This is a genomic window from Streptomyces sp. JJ38 (assembly GCF_019303475.1).
Taxonomy (GTDB): Bacteria; Actinomycetota; Actinomycetes; order Streptomycetales; family Streptomycetaceae; genus Streptomyces.
This window is the reverse complement of sequence record NZ_JABLSI010000046.1, coordinates 19,403-41,297: the sequence shown is the minus strand read 5'-3', so window position 1 is coordinate 41,297 and position 21,895 is coordinate 19,403. Positions and strand designations below refer to the sequence as shown.

The window sequence follows — 21,895 nt, the reverse complement described above, 5'->3', positions numbered from 1 at the left end:
CCTTCGGATTCCCTTCCGGGCTTCCTCCGGGCGCTTCCCTTCGGTGTCTCCGACTTTACCAGATGTTTTCGGCGGGTTTCCCCGTCCGATTTCGTCTCGCAGGAGTCGGAATCCTTTTGCCTTTCGGCGGCACCCGACCGTATCAGATGTACGGAGTCGGATTTCCCCGCCCTCGGTTCCCTCGGGCGCCGTACGGCGCCGCGGTTCCCCGTGAGGCAGGGTCGTAAACGTACTGGAGCGGGTGGCCCGGATGCAAATCCGGGCCACCCGCCCCGTGCAACAACTGAGGCTTCGTCAGACCTCCACCACGACCGGGAGGATCATCGGCCGGCGGCGGTAGGTGTCGGACACCCACTTGCCCACCGTGCGGCGCACGAGCTGCTGGAGCTGGTGCACCTCCCCGATGCCGTCCTGTGCCGCCTTGGCCAGGGCCTCGTCGATCCTGGGCATCAACGACGAGAAGTCGGCGTCATCGATACCGGAGCCCCGGGCCTGGATGTGCGGGCCCCCGGTGATCTTGCCCGTGGTGCTGTCCACGACGACGAAGATCGAGATGATGCCCTCGTCCCCGAGGATCCGGCGGTCCTTGAGCGCCGCGTCCGTGACGTCGCCGACCGACAGGCCGTCCACGTACACGTATCCCGCCTGCACCTTCCCCACGATGTTGGCCTTGCCCTCGACCAGGTCGACGACGACGCCGTCCTCCGCGATGACGCACCGCTCGTGCGGGACGCCGGTCTGGGCGCCCAGCTCCGCGTTGGCCCGCAGGTGCCGCCACTCGCCGTGGACGGGCATGAGGTTGCGCGGCTGGCAGATGTTGTAGAAGTACAGCAGCTCACCGGCCGAGGAGTGGCCGGAGACGTGGACCTTCGCGTTGCCCTTGTGGACGACGTTGGCGCCCCAACGGGTCAGGCCGTTGATCACCCGGTAGACCGCGTTCTCGTTCCCCGGGATGAGTGACGACGCCAGGATGACGGTGTCCCCCTGGACGATGCGGATCTGGTGGTCCCGGTTGGCCATCCGGGACAGGGCGGCCATCGGTTCGCCCTGCGAGCCGGTGCAGACGAGCACCACCTCGTGCTCCGGCAGGTCGTCGAGGGTCTTGACGTCGACGACGAGCCCGGCCGGAACCCGCAGGTAGCCCAGGTCACGGGCGATCCCCATGTTGCGGACCATCGAGCGGCCGACGAAGGCCACCTTGCGGCCGTGCTCGTGGGCGGCGTCGAGGATCTGCTGGATGCGGTGCACGTGGCTGGCGAAGCTCGCCACGATGATGCGCCGCTTGGCCCGGCCGAAGACCTGGTGCAGGACCTGCGAGATGTCCCGCTCGGGCGGAACGAAGCCCGGGACCTCGGCGTTGGTCGAGTCACTGAGCAGCAGGTCGATGCCTTCTTCGCCCAGCCGGGCGAAGGCCCGCAGGTCCGTCAGACGGCCGTCCAGCGGAAGCTGGTCCATCTTGAAGTCGCCCGTGTGCACGGCGAGACCGGCCGGGGTGCGGATCGCGACGGCCAGGGCGTCGGGAATCGAGTGGTTGACCGAGATGAACTCGCAGTCGAAGGGGCCGATGCGCTCTGTGTCACCCTCCCGCACCTCGAGTGTGTAGGGGCGGATGCGGTGCTCCTGAAGCTTGGCCTCGATGAGGGCGAGGGTCAGCTTGGAGCCGATCAGCGGAATGTCGGGCTTCTCGCGCAGCAGGTACGGGACGCCGCCGATGTGGTCCTCGTGCCCGTGCGTGAGGATGATCCCGTCGATGTCGTCCAGACGGTTCCGGATCGAGCTGAAGTCCGGCAGGATCAGGTCGATGCCGGGCTGCTCCTCCTCTGGGAAGAGGACGCCGCAGTCGACGATGAGCAGACGGCCGCCGTACTCGAAGACGGTCATGTTGCGGCCGATCTCGCCCAGGCCGCCGAGCGGGGTGACCCTGAGGCCGCCCTTCGGGAGCTTCGGCGGGGGGCCGAGCTCTGGATGTGGATGGCTCAAGAAAGCTCCTCACCACACGCGCCACGCACCCTGCCGGGCACGTGGCGCGCGCGTTTGGTTGTGCAGGTTCAGTTGTGTCGCTATGTGATTGTGAAGTCCGTGGTGACTACAGCGTTACCCCGCCGGCGGCGAGATCGCGCCTCAGCTGCTCGGTCTCTTCCTCCGTCAGCTCGACCAGCGGGAGCCGCAGCGGGCCGCCCGGCAGGCCCTGGCGGGCGAGGGCGGCCTTGGTGGTGATCACGCCCTGGGTGCGGAACATACCGGTGAAGACGGGCAGGAGCTTCTGGTGGATCTCCGTCGCCTTCGTGACGTCGCCGCTGGTGTAGGCCTCGAGCATCGCGCGCAGCTCGGGCGAGACGACGTGACCGATGACCGAGACGAAGCCGACGGCGCCCACCGAGAGCAGCGGGAGGTTCAGCATGTCGTCACCCGAGTACCAGGCGAGGCCGGAGGCGGCGATGGCCCAGCTCGCCCGCCCGAGGTCGCCCTTGGCGTCCTTGTTGGCGACGATCCGCGGGTGCTCGGCGAGCCGGACGATCGTCTCCGTGTTGATCGGGACCCCGGAGCGGCCGGGGATGTCGTACAGCATCACGGGCAGCTCGGTGGCGTCCGCAATGGCCGTGAAGTGGCGGTAGAGGCCCTCCTGCGGCGGCTTGCTGTAGTAGGGCGTCACCGCGAGGAGGCCGTGGGCGCCCGCCTGCTCGGCGGCACTGGCGAGCTCCAGGCTGTGGGCCGTGTTGTTGGTGCTGGCTCCGGCCACGACGTGCGCCCGGTCCCCGACGGCCTCCACGACCGCCCGGACGAGCTGTGCTTTCTCCGCATCGCTGGTCGTGGGCGACTCGCCGGTGGTGCCGTTGACGACGATGCCGTCGTTCCCGGCGTCCACGAGGTGAGCGGCAAGGCGCTGGGCACCGTCGAGGTCGAGCGCGCCGTCCGCGGTGAACGGCGTGACCATGGCGGTGAGGACCCGCCCGAAGGGCGTCTGCGGTGTGGAGGTCGGAGCCATGGGGTCCACGCTACTCGCAGGTGCATGCCGAATGCCCCCTCGGGGCTCACACATGGGGATCCCGGCACTGCCTGCTCGGGGGTTCAAGCAGTGCCGGGTCCGTGCTTTCAGCGTAGATGAACCCCATGAACTACCGCAATCCGGACACAACCGACGGGTTAGGGGGCGACCCTGCCGTTCGCGTTGAAGGCCGCATGGGTCAGCGGCATGAGCCGGGCCCACTCCGCCTCCATCCGCTCGGCGACCATCTCGATCTCCCGCTGGGGGAACGAGGGCACCTTGGCCAGCTCGTGCTTGGTGCGCAGCCCGAGGAAGTGCATGAGCGAGCGGGCGTTGCAGGTGGCGTACATGGAGGAGTACAGCCCGACGGGCAGGGTCGCCCGCGCGACCTCGCGCGCCACCCCGGCCTCCAGCATCTCCTGGTAGGCCGCGTAGGACTGCTCGTAGGAGGCGGTCATGGCCGCCTCGACCAGCTTCAGCTGCTCCGGGGTGCCCTCGACGAACTCGTACTTGCCCGGCCGACCCTGCTGCACGAGCTTCCGCGTGGCGTCCGGCACGTAGAAGACCGGCTCCAGCTCCCGGTACCTCCCGCTCTCCTCGTTGTAACTCCAGCCCACCCGGTGGCGGTGGAACTCCCGGAAGACGAAGAGCGGGGCGCTGACGAAGAACGTCATCGAGTTGTGCTCGAACGGGCTGCCGTGCCGGTCCCGCATGAGGTAGTTGATCAGACCCTTGGACCGCTCCGGGTCCTTGCTGAGCTCGTCCAGCGACTGCTCCCCGGCCGTGGAGACCCGGGCCGCCCACAGGACGTCGGTGTCGGCCGCGCTGTGTTTGACCAGCTCCACGGTCATGTCGCTGCGGAAGCGGGGTTCGTCGGTCACCAAGGGTCCTTCCGGATCACGTCCATCGTCGGCGGCGCCCAGCCTACGGCCCGGCTGGGACGGCCCCGGCACCGCCCGGCTCGGGGCAAGCAACCGCAGACCTGTCCTTGTCGTCCACATGTTTGAGGAAGTCCCCGAAATCGGGCACGCGGGCGAAACGCCGGACGTTCACCGCGTAGCCGTCGATCATGACCAGAAGGAGCCGGAGCCCATGTTCCGCCGCGGAGAACCCGAGCCGTTCGCCCCTGACGTGGAGGCCCAGCGGTTCCGCAGTAACGTCACGCCGCCGCCGCGGGAGCGGCCGAGCGTCGGCGAGCTGGCGGGGCGCGTGCTGTTGACGCTCGTCGTCGTGGCCGGGCTCATAGGCTCGATGCTGCTGGCCGCGCCCGCGCTGGACGTGCGGCTGGAGGAGCCGCGCGGACAGCAGCAGGAAGCGACGGAGAACCGCTGAACGGGGGCGCCCGGATACGCCGGGCGCGCCGTGTTGTGCGCCCGGGGGTGACCGGGCGCGGGCGGTCCCGATAACCTCACCGATCACAAGGCGGGCATCCCGCCCTGCCGCACAGCCCGGATCGCGAGCGAGGACCCGTCGTGCCCCTGACCATCCTGTCGGCCGACCACGAACAGAGCGCGGGCGCCGAGATCTCCGAGGAACCGCTGCCCTACGCGGACCGGGGCCGGTGGCGCCGCCCCTACCGTCCGGGGCCGTGGCGGGTCGGCAGCGCGGCCGTGCTGCTCCTGCTGGCCGCCTACCTGCTGATCTCCGCCGTCGTCATCACCCTGGCCGGCACGCTGTCGGGCGCCGCCGTGTGCCTGGGCTCCGCGGGGGCGCTGCTGCTGGTCGCGTTGCGGGTGCTGCGGGTGGGCGTGTGGGTGAGCTCGCACGGTGTGCGGCAGGTCAACCTGACGCACACCGTCACCGTGAAGTGGCCGAAGATCGCGGCCGTGCGCACGGTGCAGCAGCCGGTGCGCTGGCTCGGCCTCCCGCGCACCGTGCAGGGGCAGGCCGTGCTGATCGAGCGGCGTTCGGGCGAACCGCTGCGCACGCTCGTGACCGACCGGAGCGCGGACTTCCTCGGCAAGCCGGAGAGCTTCGAGCGGGCCGCGGACGTGCTGGAGGCCTGGGCTGCCGACTACGGACCCGGAGGACGGGGCTGAGCGGCGGGGTTCCCCGTTACCGGGTCTGCGGCGCGCCCTCGCCGTCGGTCTCCCGGGATTCCGAGGCCGCCTGGGCTCCGGAGGTCTTCTCCCGGTCGCCGGAGGTCTCCCGGTCGCCGGAGGTCTCCCGGTCGCCGGTGGCCGGTTCCGCGGCCGGGCGCGCGGCCCGCGACGTCTCCTCGCGGCGATGCAGCGTGATGGCGTGCCGCATGGCCTTGCGGGCCCTCGGGGTGTCGCGGGCGTCGTGGTAGGCGACGGCCAGCCGGAACCAGCTGCGCCAGTCCTCCGGTCGCTCCTCCGTCTCGGCCTGCCGACGGGCGAAGACGGCGTCGGCGGAGGCCCGGTCGATGCGCCCGGAGGGGGTGCGCTCGAGCTCGTCCCGCGGCAGCCCGCCCTCGGCGTCCAGCTCCCGGGCGAGCCGTCCGGCGCTCAGGGCGAAGCGGGTGTTCTGCCACAGGAACCAGATGCCGATGAGCGGCAGCACGAGCACGGCGACGCCGAAGGTGACGGTGATCGCCGTGCCCTGCTGGATCAGCAGCACGCCCCGGCTGCCGACCAGCGCGAAGTAGACGACGAGCACCGCCGCCAGCACGAAGTACGTGATCTTGGCCCGCATGGGTGGGCCCTCCTAGTCGTCCAGGTCGAGGAAGTGTTCCAGACCGAAGGTGAGGCCGGGGGTCGAGGGCACGCGCCTTACGCCGAGGAGCACGCCGGGCATGAACGACGAGCGGTGCAGCGAGTCGTGCCGGAGGGTGAGCATCTCGCCCTCGCCGCCGAGGAGGACCTCCTGATGGGCGACGAGGCCGCGCAGCCGGACCGCGTGCACGGGCACCCCGTCCACGTCGGCGCCGCGGGCACCCTCCAGCGCCGTGGTGGTCGCGTCCGGCTGCGGGGCGCATCCGGCCTCCCGGCGGGCCTCGGCGATGAGCTGGGCGGTGCGCACGGCCGTGCCGCTGGGCGCGTCGGCCTTGCCGGGGTGGTGCAGTTCGACGACCTCGACGGAATCGAAGAACCGGGCGGCCTGGCGGGCGAAGCGCATGGTGAGCACGGCGCCGATGCCGAAGTTGGGGGCGATGAGGACGCCGGTCCCCGGGGAGTCGGCCAGCTGGGCGCGCAGGGTGGCGAGGCGCTCGTCGGTCCACCCGGTGGTGCCGACGACGGCGTGGATGCCGTTGCGGACGCAGAACTCGACGTTGGCCATCACGGAGTCCGGGTGCGTCAGCTCGACGGCGACCTGGGCCCCGGTCTCGGTCAGCGTCTCCAGCCGGTCGCCGCGGCCCAGGGCGGCGACGAGTTCGAGGTCCTCGGCGGCGTCCACGGCCTGGACGGCCTCGGCGCCCATCCGGCCCCTGGAGCCGATCACGGCCACGCGCAGCTTGCTCATCGTTGGGTGTTCCTTCGGGTCGGGGCGGTACGGGAGGGCGTCAGGCGACGGCGGTGTCCAGCCTGGCGGACTGCTTCTCGGTGAGCGGGCCGATGACCGACAGCGAGGGCCGCCGGCCCAGCACGTCGGCCGCGACGGCGCGCACGTCGTCCGGCGTGACGGAGCCGATGCGGGACAGCATCGTGTCAACGGACATCTGCTCGCCCCAGCACAGCTCGCTCTTGCCGAGACGGTGCATGAGGGCGCCGGTGTCCTCCAGGCCGAGGACGGTGGCCCCGGAGAGCTGGCCGATCGCCCGGTGCAGCTCCTCCTCGGGCAGCCCGTTCTCGGCGACGTCGGCGAGCTGCTCGCGGCAGATCCGCAGGACGTCGTGTACCTGGCCGGGGCGGCAGCCCGCGTAGACGCCGAACAGCCCGCAGTCGGCGTAGCCGGAGGTGTGGGAGTAGACGGAGTAGGCCAGGCCGCGCTTCTCGCGGATCTCCTGGAAGAGCCGGCTGCTCATGCCGCCGCCCAGGGCGGCGTTGAGGACGCCGAGGGCCCAGCGCCGTTCGTCGGTGCGGGCGACACCGGGCATGCCGAGGACGAGGTGGGCCTGCTCGGTGCGGCGGCGCACGACGTCGAGCCGGCCCGCCGCCGTCACCCGGCGGTTGCCCGACCGCGGCGGCAGCGGCGTGGCGTCGGTGCGGCTCAGCGCCCCGGCGCGCTCGAAGGCGGCCCGGACCTGGCGGACGACGGCCCGGTGGTCGAGGTTGCCGGCGGCGGCCACGACGAGGCGGGTCGGGTCGTAGTGCTTGCGGTAGAAGCGGGCGACCCGGTCCCGGGTCAGGCCCTCGACCGTCTCGACGGTGCCGAGGACGGGGCGGCCGAGCGGGGTGTCGCCGAAGAGGGTCTGGGCGAACAGGTCGTGCACGCAGTCGCCCGGGTCGTCCTCGGTCATCGCGATCTCCTCGAGGATGACGCCGCGCTCGGCGTCCAGGTCCTCGGGGCGGATGAGCGAGCCGGTGAGCATGTCGGAGACGACGTCGATGGCCAGCGGCAGGTCGTTGTCGAGCACGCGCGCGTAGTAGCAGGTGTACTCCTTGGCGGTGAAGGCGTTCATCTCGCCGCCGACGGCGTCCAGCGCCGCGGAGATCTCCAGCGCGCTGCGCCGCCGGGTGCCCTTGAAGAGCAGGTGCTCCAGGTAGTGGGTGGCGCCGTTGAGCGTGGGCGTCTCGTCCCGGGAACCGACGTGCGCCCAGATGCCGAAGGTGGCCGAGCGGACGGTCGGCAGGGTCTCGGTGACGACGCGCAGCCCGCCGGGGAGCACCGTGCGGCGGACGGTTCCGGCGCCGTCCTCGCCGGGCAGCAGGGTCGTGGTACGGGCGACGGCCCGCCGCTCCACTCGGGAGGGGCGGGCCGTCGAACGGCTCGTACGCGTCACTTGGCGTCCGCGGCCTCGGCGCTCTCGCCGTCGCCGCTCTCCTCGTCCTCCAGGACGGGGATGAGGGACAGCTTGCCGCGCTGGTCGATCTCGGCGATCTCGACCTGGACCTTCTGGCCCACGCCGAGGACGTCCTCGACGTTCTCCACGCGCTTGCCGCCGGCGAGCTTGCGGATCTGCGAGATGTGCAGGAGGCCGTCCTTGCCGGGGAGCAGCGAGACGAAGGCGCCGAAGGTCGTCGTCTTCACCACCGTGCCGAGGTAGCGCTCGCCGACCTCGGGCATCGTCGGGTTGGCGATGCCGTTGATCGTGGTGCGGGCGGCCTCGGCGGCCGGGCCGTCGGCGGCACCGATGTAGATCGTGCCGTCGTCCTCGATCGTGATGTCGGCGCCGGTGTCCTCCTGGATCTGGTTGATCATCTTGCCCTTCGGGCCGATGACCTCGCCGATCTTGTCCACGGGGATCTTCACGGTGATGATCCGCGGGGCGTTCGGGGACATCTCGTCCGGGACGTCGATGGCCTCGCCCATGACGTCGAGGATGTGCAGGCGGGCGTCGCGGGCCTGCTTCAGCGCGGCGGCCAGCACGGAGGCGGGGATGCCGTCGAGCTTGGTGTCGAGCTGCAGCGCGGTGACGAACTCGCGGGTGCCGGCGACCTTGAAGTCCATGTCACCGAAGGCGTCCTCGGCACCGAGGATGTCGGTCAGGGTGACGTAGTGCGTCTCGCCCTCGATCTCCTGCGAGATCAGGCCCATGGCGATACCGGCGACGGGCGCCTTGAGCGGCACACCGGCGTTGAGCATCGACATGGTGGAGGCGCACACCGAGCCCATGGACGTCGAGCCGTTGGAGCCCAGCGCCTCGGAGACCTGGCGGATCGCGTAGGGGAACTCCTCGCGGGTGGGCAGCACCGGCACCAGGGCGCGCTCGGCGAGGGCGCCGTGGCCGATCTCGCGGCGCTTGGGGGAGCCGACGCGGCCCGTCTCACCGGTGGAGTAGGGCGGGAAGTTGTAGTTGTGCATGTAGCGCTTGCGCGTCACCGGCGAGAGGGTGTCGAGCTGCTGCTCCATCCGGAGCATGTTCAGCGTGGTGACGCCCAGGATCTGGGTCTCGCCGCGCTCGAACAGCGCCGACCCGTGCACCCGCGGGATGGCCTCGACCTCGGCGGCCAGGGTGCGGATCTCGGTGACCCCGCGGCCGTCGATGCGCTTCTTCTCCTTGATCACGCGCTCGCGCACGAGCTGCTTGGTCAGGGAGCGGTAGGCCGCGGAGATCTCCTTCTCCCGGCCCTCGAACTGCGGCAGCAGCTTCTCGGCGGCGACGGCCTTGACGCGGTCCAGCTCCGTCTCGCGCTCCTGCTTGCCCGCGATCGTGAGCGCCTGGGCCAGCTCGTCGCGCACGGCGGCGGTCAGGGCCTCAAGGACGTCGTCCTGGTAGTCGAGGAAGATCGGGAACTCGCCGGTCGGCTTGGCGGCCTTGGCGGCCAGGTCCGACTGGGCCTTGCACAGCACCTTGATGAAGGGCTTCGCCGCGTCCAGACCGGCGGCGACGACCTCCTCGGTCGGCGCCGTGACGCCGCCGCGGACCAGCTCGACGGTCTTCTCGGTGGCCTCGGCCTCCACCATCATGATCGCGACGTCGCCGTCGGGCAGCACCCGGCCGGCCACGACCATGTCGAAGACGGCGTCCTCCAGCTCGGTGTGCGTCGGGAACGCCACCCACTGGCCCTTGATCAGGGCGACGCGGGTGGCGCCGATGGGACCGGAGAACGGCAGGCCGGCCAGCTGCGTGGAGCAGGAGGCGGCGTTGATGGCGACCACGTCGTAGAGGTGGTCGGGGTTGAGCGCCATGATCGTCTCGACGATCTGGATCTCGTTGCGCAGGCCCTTCTTGAAGGACGGGCGCAGCGGACGGTCGATGAGGCGGCAGGTGAGGATCGCGTCCTCAGAGGGCCGGCCCTCACGGCGGAAGAAGGACCCCGGGATCTTGCCCGCGGCGTACATGCGCTCCTCGACGTCCACCGTGAGCGGGAAGAAGTCGAGCTGGTCCTTCGGGTTCTTCGAGGCGGTGGTGGCCGACAGCACCATGGTGTCGTCGTCCAGGTAGGCCACGGCCGAGCCGGCGGCCTGACGCGCCAGACGGCCCGTCTCGAAGCGGATGGTGCGGGTGCCGAACGCGCCGTTGTCGATCACGGCCTCGGCGTAGTGGGTCTCGTTCTCCACCAGGAAAATCTCCTCGTACGTTCGTCCACCGCGCGTGTCGCGGCGGACTGCGGCAGGTGGAGCGCTCCCTGTTCGGGCCGGTCTTCGATCGAAGCTCCCGGACTGTCGTACGTCCTGGTCCGTCCGGGGGCCACTACCGAGGACCGGCGTCGTGCGGGTGCGCTCCGCCTCATTCGGTTGTGGGTCGTCTCCCGTGAGCCAGCCTACAAAGATCAGGCGTCTCGCGGGGTACGACGAAGGGAGCGGCCCCGGTCAGCGGAACCGCTCCCTCCATCATGGCTCAGCGCGCGCCGCCAGCCGCGCCGCGGCGGATGCCGAGGCGGTCGACCAGGGTACGGAAGCGCGCGATGTCCTTCTTGGCCAGGTACTGCAGCAGCCGACGGCGCTGACCGACCAGGAGGAGCAGACCACGACGCGAGTGGTGGTCGTGCTTGTGCGTCTTCAGGTGCTCGGTGAGGTCCTTGATGCGCTGGGTGAGCAGAGCCACCTGGACCTCGGGGGAGCCGGTGTCGCCCTCCTTGGTGGCGTACTCGGACATGATCTTCTTCTTCGTCGCGGCGTCGAGAGAGGACACGCGCACTCCTTAGGGTTTCGTTCCCGCCCTGCGGCAGGGCCGCCACCGAGTGCCCCTGGTCCACTGCACAGGGGAGCTTCCGGAACTCGGGAGGCTTCTTCCGGCTCGTCGGGCGCTCCCCCGGAACTGGGGGCTCCGCGCACACAAACGGCCACCCGTAGCGTACACCGTCCGTGAACCCGGACGGCACGGGGCTCAGCTCGTCATGGAGCGGGCGGCGTCGTAGACGTCCAGCACGGCGAGGCACAGCGGGGTGAGGGACAGCAGGACGAGCGCGTCGAAGAGGTCGAGGGACCGGCCCCAGAACGGGGTGAGTCCCGTCCGCGGGACGATGAGCCCGATGCCGGTGACCAGGGCCGCCCCCGCCGCGAGCGCGGCGGCGAGCCACAGCGTCCGCAGGTCTCCCCCGTCCTGGGTCACCGGCGAGTTCAGCGCGAGCGCCGTGACGAGCAGCGCGACGGCGAGGATGCCCGCCGCCAGGGCGCACGCGATCTGCGACGTGTAGCGGAAGAGGCGGGCGCGCAGGAGCAGGGCGACCCCCGAGGCGAGCGCGAGGACCTGAGCCCAGACGTTGTCCGAGAAGCCGAGGGTCGTGGCGGCGCCGGCGACGACGAGGGCGCAGCCGGCGACGAGCCCGAGCAGCATCTCGTGGCCGCGCCGCACCTGGCCGGAGATCCGCTCCGGGTCCACCGGGCCGGGGTCGGCCGGGGCGAACGGATCCCCGCCGGTCATGGCCGTCGTCTCCTGGCTGGGCCGCGGCGGGGCGTACCCGATGGGAAGGCGGGCGAAGCGCGCCGACAGTCCGGGCAGGAAGGCCATGACGCCGATGGCGAAGGGGGCGCAGACGGCCGCACCCGTGAGAGCGTCCGCGTCGAAGAGGATCATGCCGAACACGGCGAGTGTGCCGACGGCGCTCGCGAAGGCGGCGGCGACGAAGGGGGCGTCGCCTCCCGGCATGACGGCGATCAGGAGCGTGGCGGCGAGGAGCACGGCCACGCAGCCGAGCAGGAACTGCAGCCGGCCGATGCCGTGCCCGTCCATCAGCGGCAGCACGCCCGAGCCCGCGACCATGGCGTGCGGCAAGGCGGCCAGGCCGAGCGCCCTTCCCGCGGCCCGGTCGTCGTACACCCGGGCCCGGACGGCCGCCAGGGCCAGCAGCAGCACGGCCGTGACGGCGGCGATGATCCCGGCAAGGCTGTGCATGTCGTGACCCACCGGGTCCGCGAACCAGACGATGCCGGCCATCAGCGTCAGCAGCACGACACCGCCGACGAGCCCGGCCAGACGCATCAGCCGGTCGTTCCACAGGGTGCGGTCGCGGGTGACGGCCGAGGCGACGGCGTCGGACACGTCGTCGAAGACGGCGGGCGGCAGCGACTCCGCGAACGGACGCAGGTTCAGCACCTCGCCGTCGAGTACGCGTTGGGCCAGGAGCGAGCGGGCGCTGTCCAGGACCGTCCCGTCCCGGCGGACCAGGTTGTACCCCACCGGGGCGCCCTCGGCGGGCGTCTGCGCGCTCAGCCGCAGGATCTCCGGGTAGAGGTCCGCCAGCGGAAGGTCCTCGGGCAGGGCGACGTCGATCCGACTGTCCGGCCCGACGATCGTCACCCGGCAGAACCCCGTGGTGGTGGCGGTCGGCGCCGGAGCCGACGCGCTCGCTGACGTACTCACCTAACGGCCCCCTCATCACAGTTGCGCACGCGGCGAGCGACACCCTATCCGGACCCCGGGGCCCATCCGCCGAGTAGGATCGCCCAGCGCGGAGGGAGACCGCTGCCACGGGGGCGACGGCCACCGACTAACCTCCGGTCCGTTGTGAGGGATTGATGCACTCGTGAGCCAGATCGTCGTCAAGCGCCCACCGCGGGTGCTGCCGCCCGAAGTGCCTGGCGACGACGTGCGTCTCGAACCCCCGCCGGAGCTGCCGCGGGGGCCTCAGGAAGGCGTCCTCATGCAGGTCGTGCCCATGCTCGGCATGGGCGGGTCCGTGGTGTTCTTCTTCATGTCGCCGATGCCCTTCATGCGGATCATGGGCGCGGTCATGGCCGTCTCGACGGTCGCCATGGTCGTGTTCACCGTCATCCGCTTCCGCCGGGGCACCCAGGGGCAGATGGCGCAGCTGCGCCGCGACTACCTCAAGTACCTCGCCCAGACCAGGCGCACAGTGCACCGGAACGCCGCGAGGCAGCGTGACGCGCAGTTCTACCTGCACCCGGCACCCGAGCAGCTGTGGGCACTCGTCGCCGAGGGCAGTCGCGTCTGGGAACGCCGCGTCGGCGACGCGGACTTCGGCCAGATCCGCGTCGGGCTGGGGGCGCAGCAGCTCGCCTCCCCGCTCGTCGCGCCCGACACGGCGCCGGTGGACGAGCTGGAGCCGCTGACCGCCGGCGCCATGCAGCGGTTCATCGCCACGCACAGCACTGTCGACAGCCTGCCCATGGCGCTCTCCCTGCGGGCCTTCTACCACCTGACCGTCTCCGGCCGTCCGGACAGCGTCCACGGCTCCGTGCGGGCTCTCGTCGCCCAGATGACCGCCCTGCACTCGCCGGACGACCTGGTGGTCGCCGTCGCGGCCGGCGGCGCGGAGGCGGCCGGCCGGTGGGAGTGGGCCAAGTGGCTGCCGCACGTCCAGCTCCCGGGCTCGATCGACGGCGCCGGCACGCGCCGGCTGATCGGCGAAGACCTGATCGAGCTGGAGGAGATGCTGCGGCCCCGGCTGGACGGCCGGACGCGGTTCCACCCGCAGGCCCAGCCCGTCCTGGACCAACCGCACGTCGTCCTCGTTCTCGACGGTTCGACGGTGCCGCCCACCTCGGTGTTCGCGTCGCCCGAAGGACTGCAGGGCGTGACGGTCATCGAGGTGGTGCCGGGCGAGCTGCGGGAACCACGCGGCGGGCTGTCCGTCGTGGTGCGGCCGCAGGAGCTGCGCATGGAGTCCGCGAGCGGCCTCGTCTACGAGGGCGAGCCCGACACGCTCGCGGTGGAGCCCGCGGAGGCCCTCGCCCGTCAGCTGGCTCCGCTGCGCGTCTCCTCCGGTGGGGACGACGACGAACCGCTCCTGGCCAACCTCGAGTTCACCGACCTGCTCGCGCTGGGCGACGCTGCCTCGGTCGATGTCGCGCGCACCTGGCGACCCCGCTCGCAGGGCGACCGGCTCCGGGTGCCGATCGGCGTCGGGGAGGACGGCCAGCCCGTCATGCTCGACATCAAGGAGGCCGCGCAGGACGGCATGGGCCCGCACGGTCTGTGCGTCGGCGCGACCGGCTCCGGCAAGTCGGAGCTGCTGCGGACGCTCGTGCTCGGCCTCGCCGTCACCCACTCGTCGGAGACGCTGAACTTCGTCCTCGCGGACTTCAAGGGCGGCGCGACGTTCGCGGGCATGTCCAACATGCCGCACGTCGCCGCGGTGATCACCAACCTCGCCGACGACCTCACGCTGGTCGACCGCATGGGCGACTCGATCCGCGGCGAGCTCAACCGCCGCCAGGAGATGCTCCGGGACGCCGGCAACTACGCCAACATCCACGACTACGAGAAGGCCCGCGCCGCCGGAGCCCCGCTGGACCCGATCGCCTCGCTGGTCATCGTCATCGACGAGTTCAGCGAGCTGCTCACCGCCAAGCCCGACTTCATCGACATGTTCATCCAGATCGGCCGCATCGGCCGGTCGCTGGGCGTCCACCTGCTCCTCGCCTCGCAGCGGCTGGAGGAGGGGCGGCTGCGCGGCCTGGAGACGTACCTGTCGTACCGCATCGGCCTGCGCACCTTCTCCGCCGCCGAATCCCGCACCGCGATCGGTGTCCCCGACGCCTACCACCTCCCCTCGGTCCCCGGCTCCGGCTACCTGAAGTTCGGCACCGACGAGATGACGCGTTTCAAGGCCGCCTACGTCTCCGGCGTCTACCGCACCGGCGCCTCGAACCGGGTGAGCTCCGGCACCGGCCCGACCGTCGAGCGCCGGCCCGCCCGGTTCACGGCCGCGCCCGTGCCCGTCCAGTACGCCGCCGCGGAGCCGCAGGCCGAGCGCCCCGACGCCGGTGACCCGGCGGAGGACGAGGCGCTGGCCGACACCGTGCTCGACGTCATCGTCCGGCGGCTCGACGGGCAGGGACCCCCGGCCCACCAGGTGTGGCTGCCGCCCCTGGACAAGGCGTCCCCGCTGGACGAGCTGCTGCCGGGCCTGACGACGGTGGAGGACCGCGGACTCACCGTCCCCGGCCACCCGCAGCTCGGCCGTCTCGTCGTCCCGCTCGGACTCGTCGACAAGCCCTTCGAGCAGCGCCGCGAGGTACTCCACGTCGACTTCTCCGGGGCGGCGGGCAACATGCTCGTCATCGGCGGGCCGCAGTCGGGCAAGTCGACGCTGCTGCGCACGATCATCTCGTCGTTCGCACTGACGCACACGCCGAGGGAAGTGCAGTTCTACGGGCTGGACTTCGGCGGTGGCGGCATGACGGCCGTGTCCGGTCTCCCGCACGTCGGCGGCGTCGCCTCGCGACTGGACCCGGAACGCGTGCGCCGCACCGTCGCCGAGGTCGCCGGCATCCTCGCCCGCCGCGAGGAGTACTTCCGCGCACATTCCATCGACTCCGTCGGCACCTACCGGCGACGCCGTGCCCGCGGGGAGATCACCGACCAGCCCTTCGGCGACGTCTTCCTGGTCATCGACGGCTGGGCGAGCTTCAAGCAGGAGTACGACCTGCTGACCGAGGTCGTGACGGACATCGCGGGGCGCGGTCTGGGCTACGGCATCCACGTCATCGCCACGTCGTCGCGCAGCATGGAGATGCGGCCGGCGCTGAAGGACCAGCTCGGCAACCGGCTGGAGCTGCGTCTCGGCGACACGATGGACTCGGAGTTCGACCGGAAGGTCGCCGCGAACGTGCCCGCGGGCGTGCCCGGCCGCGGGCAGACCCCGCAGAAGCTGCACTTCATGGCCGCGATGCCGCGCATCGACGGCGGCAACGACGCCGACACCCTCTCCGAGGGCACGGAGGAGATGGTCGCCCGGGTGCGGGAGGCGTGGACGGCGGACCCCGCGCCCGCCGTACGGCTGCTGCCGCGCGAGGTGCCCGCACAGCAGCTTCCCAAGGGCAACGAGCATCCCGAGCGCGGCGTCGCGTTCGGCCTCGACGAGACCAACCTCGAACCGGTCTACGTCGATTTCGAGACCGACCCGTTCTTCCTCGTCTTCGGCGAGAGCGAATCCGGCAAGACGGCACTCATCCGGCTGCTGGCCAAGCAGATCACCGAGCGCTACACGCCCGACGAGGCCCGGATCGTCGTCGCCGACTACCGGCGTGGCCTCCTGGGCAGCATCCCGGACTCCCACCTCATCGTGTACGCGGCCATGTCCAACGGGCTGGACACGCATGTGGCGGCGCTGCGGGACCTGATGGAGAAGCGCACTCCCCCGGACGACGTCACGCCGCAGCAACTGCGGGACCGGAGCTGGTGGTCGGGGCCGCGCATCTTCATCATCATCGACGACTGGGAGCTGGTCGCCAACTCCACCGGCAACCCCTTCGCCGCCCTCACCGAACATCTGCCGTTCGCACGGGACATCGGCGTCCGGTTCATCATCGCCCGCAACGCCTCGGGCGCGTCCCGGTCGTTCTACGAGGCGTTCATGCAGCGCATCAAGGAACTCGGCGCCCAGGGCGTCGTCCTGTCGGGTGACCCGATGGAGGGCGACATCCTCGGCAACGTCCGCGCCCGGCCGATGCCGACCGGGCGGGGCGTCTTCGCTTCCCGGAAGCGTGGCGCGCCACTCGTCCAGGTCGGCTGGCTCCCGAACAACCAGGTCTGACGCCTGGCCGTAACCCGTTGCCGCACCACGGTCGCAACCCCCCTTATGACAAGATTGTTGTTCGATTCCCGGGGTGAACTGGTCTGGTGGGGGGCGGGGTTCGATGGCAGTGGTGTTGCCGTCCGAGGCGGACATGGTGCTGGATCTCATCGGCGTTCCGTGGCCGAACGTCGACGAGGACGCGTACCGCGACATGGCGGACAACCTGCGGGACTTCGCCGACGACGTCGAGGACGACGCCCACTCGGCCCGGCAGGGCGTGAAGCGGCTGATCTCCTCCGGTGAGAGTGAGGCGCTCACGGCGCTGAACAGCCACTGGGAGAAGGTGGACAACACCCACCTCAAGGACCTGGCCTCCGCGGCGCGGATCATGGCGACCGCGCTGGACGGCGCCGCGGGCATCATCGAGGCGCAGAAGGTCGTCGCGGTCGGACACCTCGTCGCCTGCGCGGCCACGGCGACGACCAGCGCGGTCGGCGCGTTCTTCACCTTCGGCGCGTCGGCGGTGATCGGCGCGGCGGCCGTCGCCACCTGCCGGAAGCTGGTCAAGGAGGCCATCCAGACGGCGATGGACGAGGCCGTCAAGCACATCATCGCCGCGATGGCCGAGCCGGCCGTCGTAGCCCTGGAGAGCATGGCCACCGAACTCGTCGTCCAGATCGCCGCCAACGGCCTGGGCCTCCAGGACGGCGTCGACACGGACAAGATCGGTGAGGCCGGCAAGGAGGGCTTCCAGGACGGGGTGCAGAGCGGTCAGGAGTCCCTCGGTCTGGCGTCCGCCGACGGCGTGCCGACCATGCGCGGGCTGCTGAAGAAGCTCAGCGTCGACCCGGGCGAGCACGACCGCGCCGTCACGTCCCTCGACGGCGTCGGCATCACCATGAACGGCCGCACCAAGAGCAAGCTGACCCTCGCCCGCGGCAACCACAACCGCACCCGGGGCAAGGACGACATCGCCGGCGTCATCGACCCCGTCGCCGACCGCATGATGGAGGCGCTCGACAAGGCCCACAAAACGCTCACCGACCACGTCGGCGGCAACATCCCCAAGCGCGTGCGCACCACCTCCGACCTCCACGACGGCAACGAACGGGACACGCGCGACCGGCTCAACAGCATCAAGACCGGTCAGGGCGGCGACCCGGGCCCCGGCCCCCGGGGCGGTCCCATCGCGCCCGGCAAGCCGCTCGACTTCCCCTTCAAGCGCACGAAGACACAGCCGAACTCGCTGCGCAACTCCTTGTCCAACCCGCAGCTGGACAGCCGTCCGGTCAACCTCTACAAGTGCGTGGGCGACCCCATCGACGTCGCCACCGGGCAGATGGTCCTCACCCAGACGGACCTCCAGCTGCCGGGCGTGCTCCCGCTCGTCCTGTCGCGCACACACCTCTCCGACTACCGATACGGCCACTCCTTCGGCCGCTCCTGGGCCTGCACGCTGGACGAGCGACTCCACGTGGACGGCGACGGCTCCGTGTTCTTCGCCCGGCAGGACGGCTCCACTCTCGTCTACCCCCGCACCCCGGAGCCGGACGGAGAGCCGGTACTGCCGGTGGAAGGCCCGCGCCTGCCCCTGGTCCGCGTGGCCGACGACGCCGGATCGGCCGTCTTCACCGTGACCGATCCGCACACCGGTCTGACCCGCCGTTTCCCGGCCGGCGGAGAGCTTCCCGGCGGAGTCTTCGACGACCCCGCCCTGTGCTGGCTGGCGGAGGTCGAGGACCGCAACGGCAACCGCGTCGACGTCCACCGCGACGCTGACGGCATCCCCACCGACCTCACCCACACCGGCGGCTATCACGTCGAGATCAGCACCGCGGCGCTACCCGACGGCGGCCCCCACCGCGTGACCAGCATCGCGTTGCGCACGGCGCAGGGCCCGCAGCGCGTCATGGCGTACGGCTACGACGACGCGGGCCACCTCGACGCCGTCACCAACTCCTCCGGCCTGCCGCTGCGGTTCACCTACGACGTCGAGGGCCGCATCACGTCGTGGACCGACCGCAACGACTCCACATTCACCTACGTCTACGACGCCGGCGGCCGCGTCACCGAGACCGTCGGCCCCGACGGCCACCTCTCCTCGACGCTCTCCTACGACCTCGGGAACCGGGTCAGCCGACACACGGATTCCACCGGCGCCACCACGACCTTCCAGCTCAACGACCTGGCTCAGGTCGTCGCCGAGACGGACCCGCTCGGCCACACCACCCGCCAGGAATGGGACCGCCGCGACCTCCTCCTCTCCCAAACCGACCCCCTGGGCCACACCACCACCTACACCTATGACGACCACGGCAACCTGACCGCCGTCCACCTGCCCGACGGCACCACCTCCGCAGCGACCTACGACGCGCTGAACCTGCCCGTGGAAATCACCGGCCCCGACGGCGCCGTGTGGCTGCAGACCTACGACGAGCGCGGCAACCGCACGTCCCTCACCACGCCCGAACGCCTCACCACCCGGTTCACTCACGACGACCGTGGGGCTACCGCCACCGTCACCGACCCGGCGGGCAACACCCAGCGCCTCCGCAACGACCCCGCCGGTCTCGTCGTGGCCGCCACGGACGCCGAGGGCAACACGGCCACGCTCTCGCGGGACGCGTTCGGCCGACCGGTGACCGTCACCGGTCCGCTCGGCGGCACGACCCGTCTCGAGTGGACGGTCGAGGGCAAGCCGTCCCGTCGCATCGCGGCCGACGGTACGAGCGAGGCGTGGACGTGGGACGGCGAGGGCAACTGCACGTCCCACACGGCCCCGGGCGGCGGCCTGACCGCCATGGAGTACGGGCACTTCGACAAGCTCACCGCCCGCACCGGCCCTGACGGCGTCCGCTACGAGTTCCGCTACGACACCGAACTGCGCCTCACCCAGGTCCTCAATCCGCAAGGCCTCACCTGGGACTACGGCTACAACGCCCGCGGCCTCCTCGTATCCGAGACCGACTTCGACGACCGCACCGTCGCCTACGCCCACGACTCCGCGGGCCGTCTGGCCTCCCGCACCACGCCCCTGGGCCAGGAGATCCGCTACACCCACGACAGCCTCGGCCGCCCCGTGGCGAAGGACGTCGAGGGCACCGTCACCGCCTACGTCTACGACACCTCGGGCCACCTCATACGCGCGGCCACCCCGGATTCGACGCTCGTTCTCGAGCGTGACGTGATGGGCCGCGTCCTCGCGGAAACCGTCGACGGCCACACGACGCGCTACAGCTACGACGCCCTCGGCCGTCGTACGTCACGCACCACCCCGACCGGTGCCACCACCGAGCTGACCTACGACCAGTCCGGCAACCGCACCGGCCTCACCGTCAACGGTCACGCCCTGACGTTCGCTTTCGACGCCCTCGGCCGCGAACAGCAACGTTCCTTCGGCACCCCGGACAGCCCGATCACCCTGGCGACCACCTTCGACACGATGGGCCGCCCCGCCAGCCAGACGCTCACCAGCCAGGCCCGCACCCTGCGCTCACGCGCCTACACCTACCGCCCGGACCATCACCTCACCGCCGTCACCGACCGGCTCACCGGCGACACCGAGCACTACACGCTCGACCCCACCGGCCGCCCCCTCAGCGTCACGGCAGACGGCTGGTCCGAGACCTACGCCTACGACAGCGCCGGCAACCAGACCGCCGCCCAGTGGCCCGACCACGCCCCTCACTCCGAGGCGCGCGGTGAGCGCACCTACGCCGGCACCCGTCTCCTCACCGCCGGCCGCATCCGCTACGCGTACGACGCCGCCGGCCGCACCACGCTCCGCCAGAAGACCCGGCTGTCCCGCAAGCCCGACACCTGGCGCTACACCTGGGACGCCGAGGACCGCCTCACCAGCTGCACCACCCCCGACGGCACCGTCTGGCGCTACCGCTACGACCCCCTCGGCCGCCGCACCGCAAAGCAGCGCCTGGCCGCCGACGGCCACACCGTCGCCGAGGAGATCCGCTTCACCTGGGACGACACCCGGCTCGCCGAAGAAACCAACTCCACCACGCACACGACCCTGACCTGGGACCACGACGGCTACCGCCCCCTCACCCAGACCGAGCGCCGCCTCGACCCCACCGACCAGTCCGAGGTCGACGCCCGCTTCTTCGCCATCGTCACCGACCTCGTCGGCACCCCGACCGATCTCGTCGACGAGACCGGCCACATCGCCTGGCACACCCGGGCGACCCTCTGGGGTCGCACCACATGGAACCGTGACGCCACCGCCTACACGCCGCTCCGGTTCCCCGGCCAATACGCTGACCCCGAGACCGAGCTCCACTACAACTACTTCCGCCACTACGACCCCGACACCGCCCGCTACACCACCCCCGACCCCCTGGGGCTACTGCCTGCTCCCAACCAGGCCGCATACGTACACAATCCACAGACGTGGGCGGACCCACACGGCCTCGCGCCGTGCACTCGAGAAGACATCGATCGTCGTGCAGAACCGACATTCGGGCGAGGCGTAGGCGATAATCACGCACACAGTGTCACAAGGCGCGGACGCTCCGATAAATCGAACGTCGTCACCGGGCACGGATATTATGTGCGCGGATCAGGCGATTTCACCGTCCCGGCTGGCACTTGGCTGAAGTTCTACGTTGAAGACGGCGAGCGCCTCAAGGACTCCGTAGGATTCCGGGTGGAAACAGGTGAAAAAGTTGACCCCGTGGAAACGTTTGGACCGGGAAAGAATGTACCAAACTACACAGTCGCTCCACCAGACAACTTGAATATCAGCAGTCGTTCGATCAGCGTATCCGAGCCGACCGCACTAGCGGATATCCTCCAGCCCAACATGGGCGCAGTGCATGTTGCTATTTGCCGTGAACACATTTCCCCGAGGCGCTAAATGACCTATTATCCCGACCTCTCAGAGTACCGGTACTCTGAGAGCAGCACCCCAGCACTGAACATTGGCTGGCTTGACGGCCATCACCCCTTCACCACGGGCGACACCCCTCCCGCTCTCCTGGGCGTCCTGATTTCTCTGGCTCGCAACCCGACGAATGTTTACCGGGGGATCCATTTTTGCGAACTGTGCCCCACATTCAGTGAGGCGCAAAAAAGCCTGAGGCACGACGGGGCATTTCTCGGAACTGGCGAGATTCGCGTGGTTGGCCGCCAGGGCATCGAATACGCCGCACCATGCATGATTATCCACTACATTAGTGACCACAACTATCTTCCGCCTGAAGAATTCATCGAGGCTACTCTCTCCAGCGCCGCAAGTTGATCATTCGCCCGCAGGTGCGCGGCTACAACAAGGCCACAAGCATGCATCCTGCTGTGCCGCGACTCACCACGCTCGTCCAGGACTTCTTCCACGTCAAGCGTGAGCATGCGGGACCTGAACTTTGGCTTGCGGGCAGATTCGACCCGCGTATTCAATGACGCCACAGACATTCTTGACTGGATGTGCGAAGCCCAGCCGAACAAAGCATGGACAGCCTTTAATGCG

General features: G+C 70.4%; 13 protein-coding genes and 1 pseudogene. 5 read left to right on the top strand and 9 right to left on the bottom strand.

Annotated elements, in window-relative coordinates; translation table 11 throughout:
- Positions 1-294: 294 nt before the first annotated feature.
- From HPT28_RS21795 to thyX, 3 genes are all read right to left on the bottom strand, one after another.
- Positions 295-1,980, bottom strand: a complete 1,686-nt coding sequence (locus HPT28_RS21795) for a ribonuclease J (protein ID WP_219092883.1) — start codon at positions 1,978-1,980, stop codon at positions 295-297.
- Between the two features lie 106 nt (positions 1,981-2,086).
- Positions 2,087-2,986, bottom strand: a complete 900-nt coding sequence (gene dapA / locus HPT28_RS21790; protein ID WP_219092882.1) for a 4-hydroxy-tetrahydrodipicolinate synthase — start codon at positions 2,984-2,986, stop codon at positions 2,087-2,089.
- Positions 2,987-3,144: 158 nt separating this feature from the next.
- Positions 3,145-3,837: an FAD-dependent thymidylate synthase gene (thyX, locus tag HPT28_RS21785; RefSeq protein ID WP_257579170.1), complete on the bottom strand. Its 693-nt coding sequence runs from the start codon at positions 3,835-3,837 to the stop codon at positions 3,145-3,147.
- A 241-nt stretch (positions 3,838-4,078) separates the two neighbouring features.
- On the opposite strand from thyX, the gene HPT28_RS21780 reads away from it, so the two are divergent.
- Entirely contained in the window at positions 4,079-4,318 is a 240-nt protein-coding gene (locus HPT28_RS21780) for a hypothetical protein (RefSeq protein WP_219092880.1), read from the top strand.
- A gap of 140 nt (positions 4,319-4,458) precedes the next feature.
- Entirely contained in the window at positions 4,459-5,025 is a 567-nt protein-coding gene (locus HPT28_RS21775) for a hypothetical protein (protein ID WP_219092879.1), read from the top strand.
- A gap of 163 nt (positions 5,026-5,188) precedes the next feature.
- On the opposite strand, the pseudogene HPT28_RS21770 reads toward HPT28_RS21775, so the two are convergent.
- The 6 genes and pseudogenes from HPT28_RS21770 to eccD form a co-directional block, all read right to left on the bottom strand.
- Positions 5,189-5,641 (bottom strand): annotated as a pseudogene (locus tag HPT28_RS21770) (hypothetical protein); the annotation flags it as partial.
- 12 nt (positions 5,642-5,653) lie between these two features.
- Entirely contained in the window at positions 5,654-6,409 is a 756-nt protein-coding gene (gene dapB, locus HPT28_RS21765; protein WP_219092878.1) for a 4-hydroxy-tetrahydrodipicolinate reductase, read from the bottom strand.
- Between the two features lie 40 nt (positions 6,410-6,449).
- Complete coding sequence (locus HPT28_RS21760) at positions 6,450-7,829, bottom strand: pitrilysin family protein (RefSeq protein ID WP_219092877.1); 1,380 nt, start codon at positions 7,827-7,829, stop codon at positions 6,450-6,452.
- Positions 7,826-10,051, bottom strand: a complete 2,226-nt coding sequence (locus HPT28_RS21755) for a polyribonucleotide nucleotidyltransferase (RefSeq protein WP_219092876.1) — start codon at positions 10,049-10,051, stop codon at positions 7,826-7,828. The genes HPT28_RS21760 and HPT28_RS21755 overlap by 4 nt, the downstream gene beginning before the upstream one ends.
- Positions 10,052-10,331: 280 nt before the next feature.
- Positions 10,332-10,625, bottom strand: a complete 294-nt coding sequence (rpsO, locus tag HPT28_RS21750; RefSeq protein ID WP_219092875.1) for a 30S ribosomal protein S15 — start codon at positions 10,623-10,625, stop codon at positions 10,332-10,334.
- A gap of 195 nt (positions 10,626-10,820) precedes the next feature.
- Positions 10,821-12,296: a type VII secretion integral membrane protein EccD gene (eccD, locus tag HPT28_RS21745; RefSeq protein ID WP_219092874.1), complete on the bottom strand. Its 1,476-nt coding sequence runs from the start codon at positions 12,294-12,296 to the stop codon at positions 10,821-10,823.
- Positions 12,297-12,459: 163 nt separating this feature from the next.
- On the opposite strand from eccD, the gene eccCa reads away from it, so the two are divergent.
- The 3 genes from eccCa to HPT28_RS21730 all read left to right on the top strand — a co-directional run bounded on the left by eccCa (position 12,460) and on the right by HPT28_RS21730 (position 21,670).
- The gene (gene eccCa, locus HPT28_RS21740; protein WP_219092873.1) at positions 12,460-16,434 is read left to right on the top strand and encodes a type VII secretion protein EccCa; all 3,975 of its coding nucleotides are present in this window, start codon (positions 12,460-12,462) and stop codon (positions 16,432-16,434) included.
- 103 nt (positions 16,435-16,537) lie between these two features.
- A complete protein-coding gene (locus tag HPT28_RS27505) occupies positions 16,538-21,286 on the top strand; it encodes a putative adhesin (RefSeq protein WP_219092872.1) in 4,749 nt (1,582 codons plus the stop codon).
- Positions 21,287-21,670, top strand: coding sequence for a hypothetical protein (locus tag HPT28_RS21730; RefSeq protein WP_219092871.1), 384 nt, complete (start codon positions 21,287-21,289; stop codon positions 21,668-21,670).
- Positions 21,671-21,895 lie beyond the last annotated feature (225 nt).

Coding starts and splice junctions, on each gene's coding strand:
- thyX (WP_257579170.1), bottom strand. CDS start 3,837: ATGACCGTGGAGCTGGTCAAACACAGCGCGGCCGACACCGACGTCCTG.
- dapB (WP_219092878.1), bottom strand. CDS start 6,409: ATGAGCAAGCTGCGCGTGGCCGTGATCGGCTCCAGGGGCCGGATGGGC.
- HPT28_RS27505 (WP_219092872.1), top strand. CDS start 16,538: ATGGCAGTGGTGTTGCCGTCCGAGGCGGACATGGTGCTGGATCTCATC.
- dapA (WP_219092882.1), bottom strand. CDS start 2,986: ATGGCTCCGACCTCCACACCGCAGACGCCCTTCGGGCGGGTCCTCACC.
- HPT28_RS21780 (WP_219092880.1), top strand. CDS start 4,079: ATGTTCCGCCGCGGAGAACCCGAGCCGTTCGCCCCTGACGTGGAGGCC.
- HPT28_RS21730 (WP_219092871.1), top strand. CDS start 21,287: ATGACCTATTATCCCGACCTCTCAGAGTACCGGTACTCTGAGAGCAGC.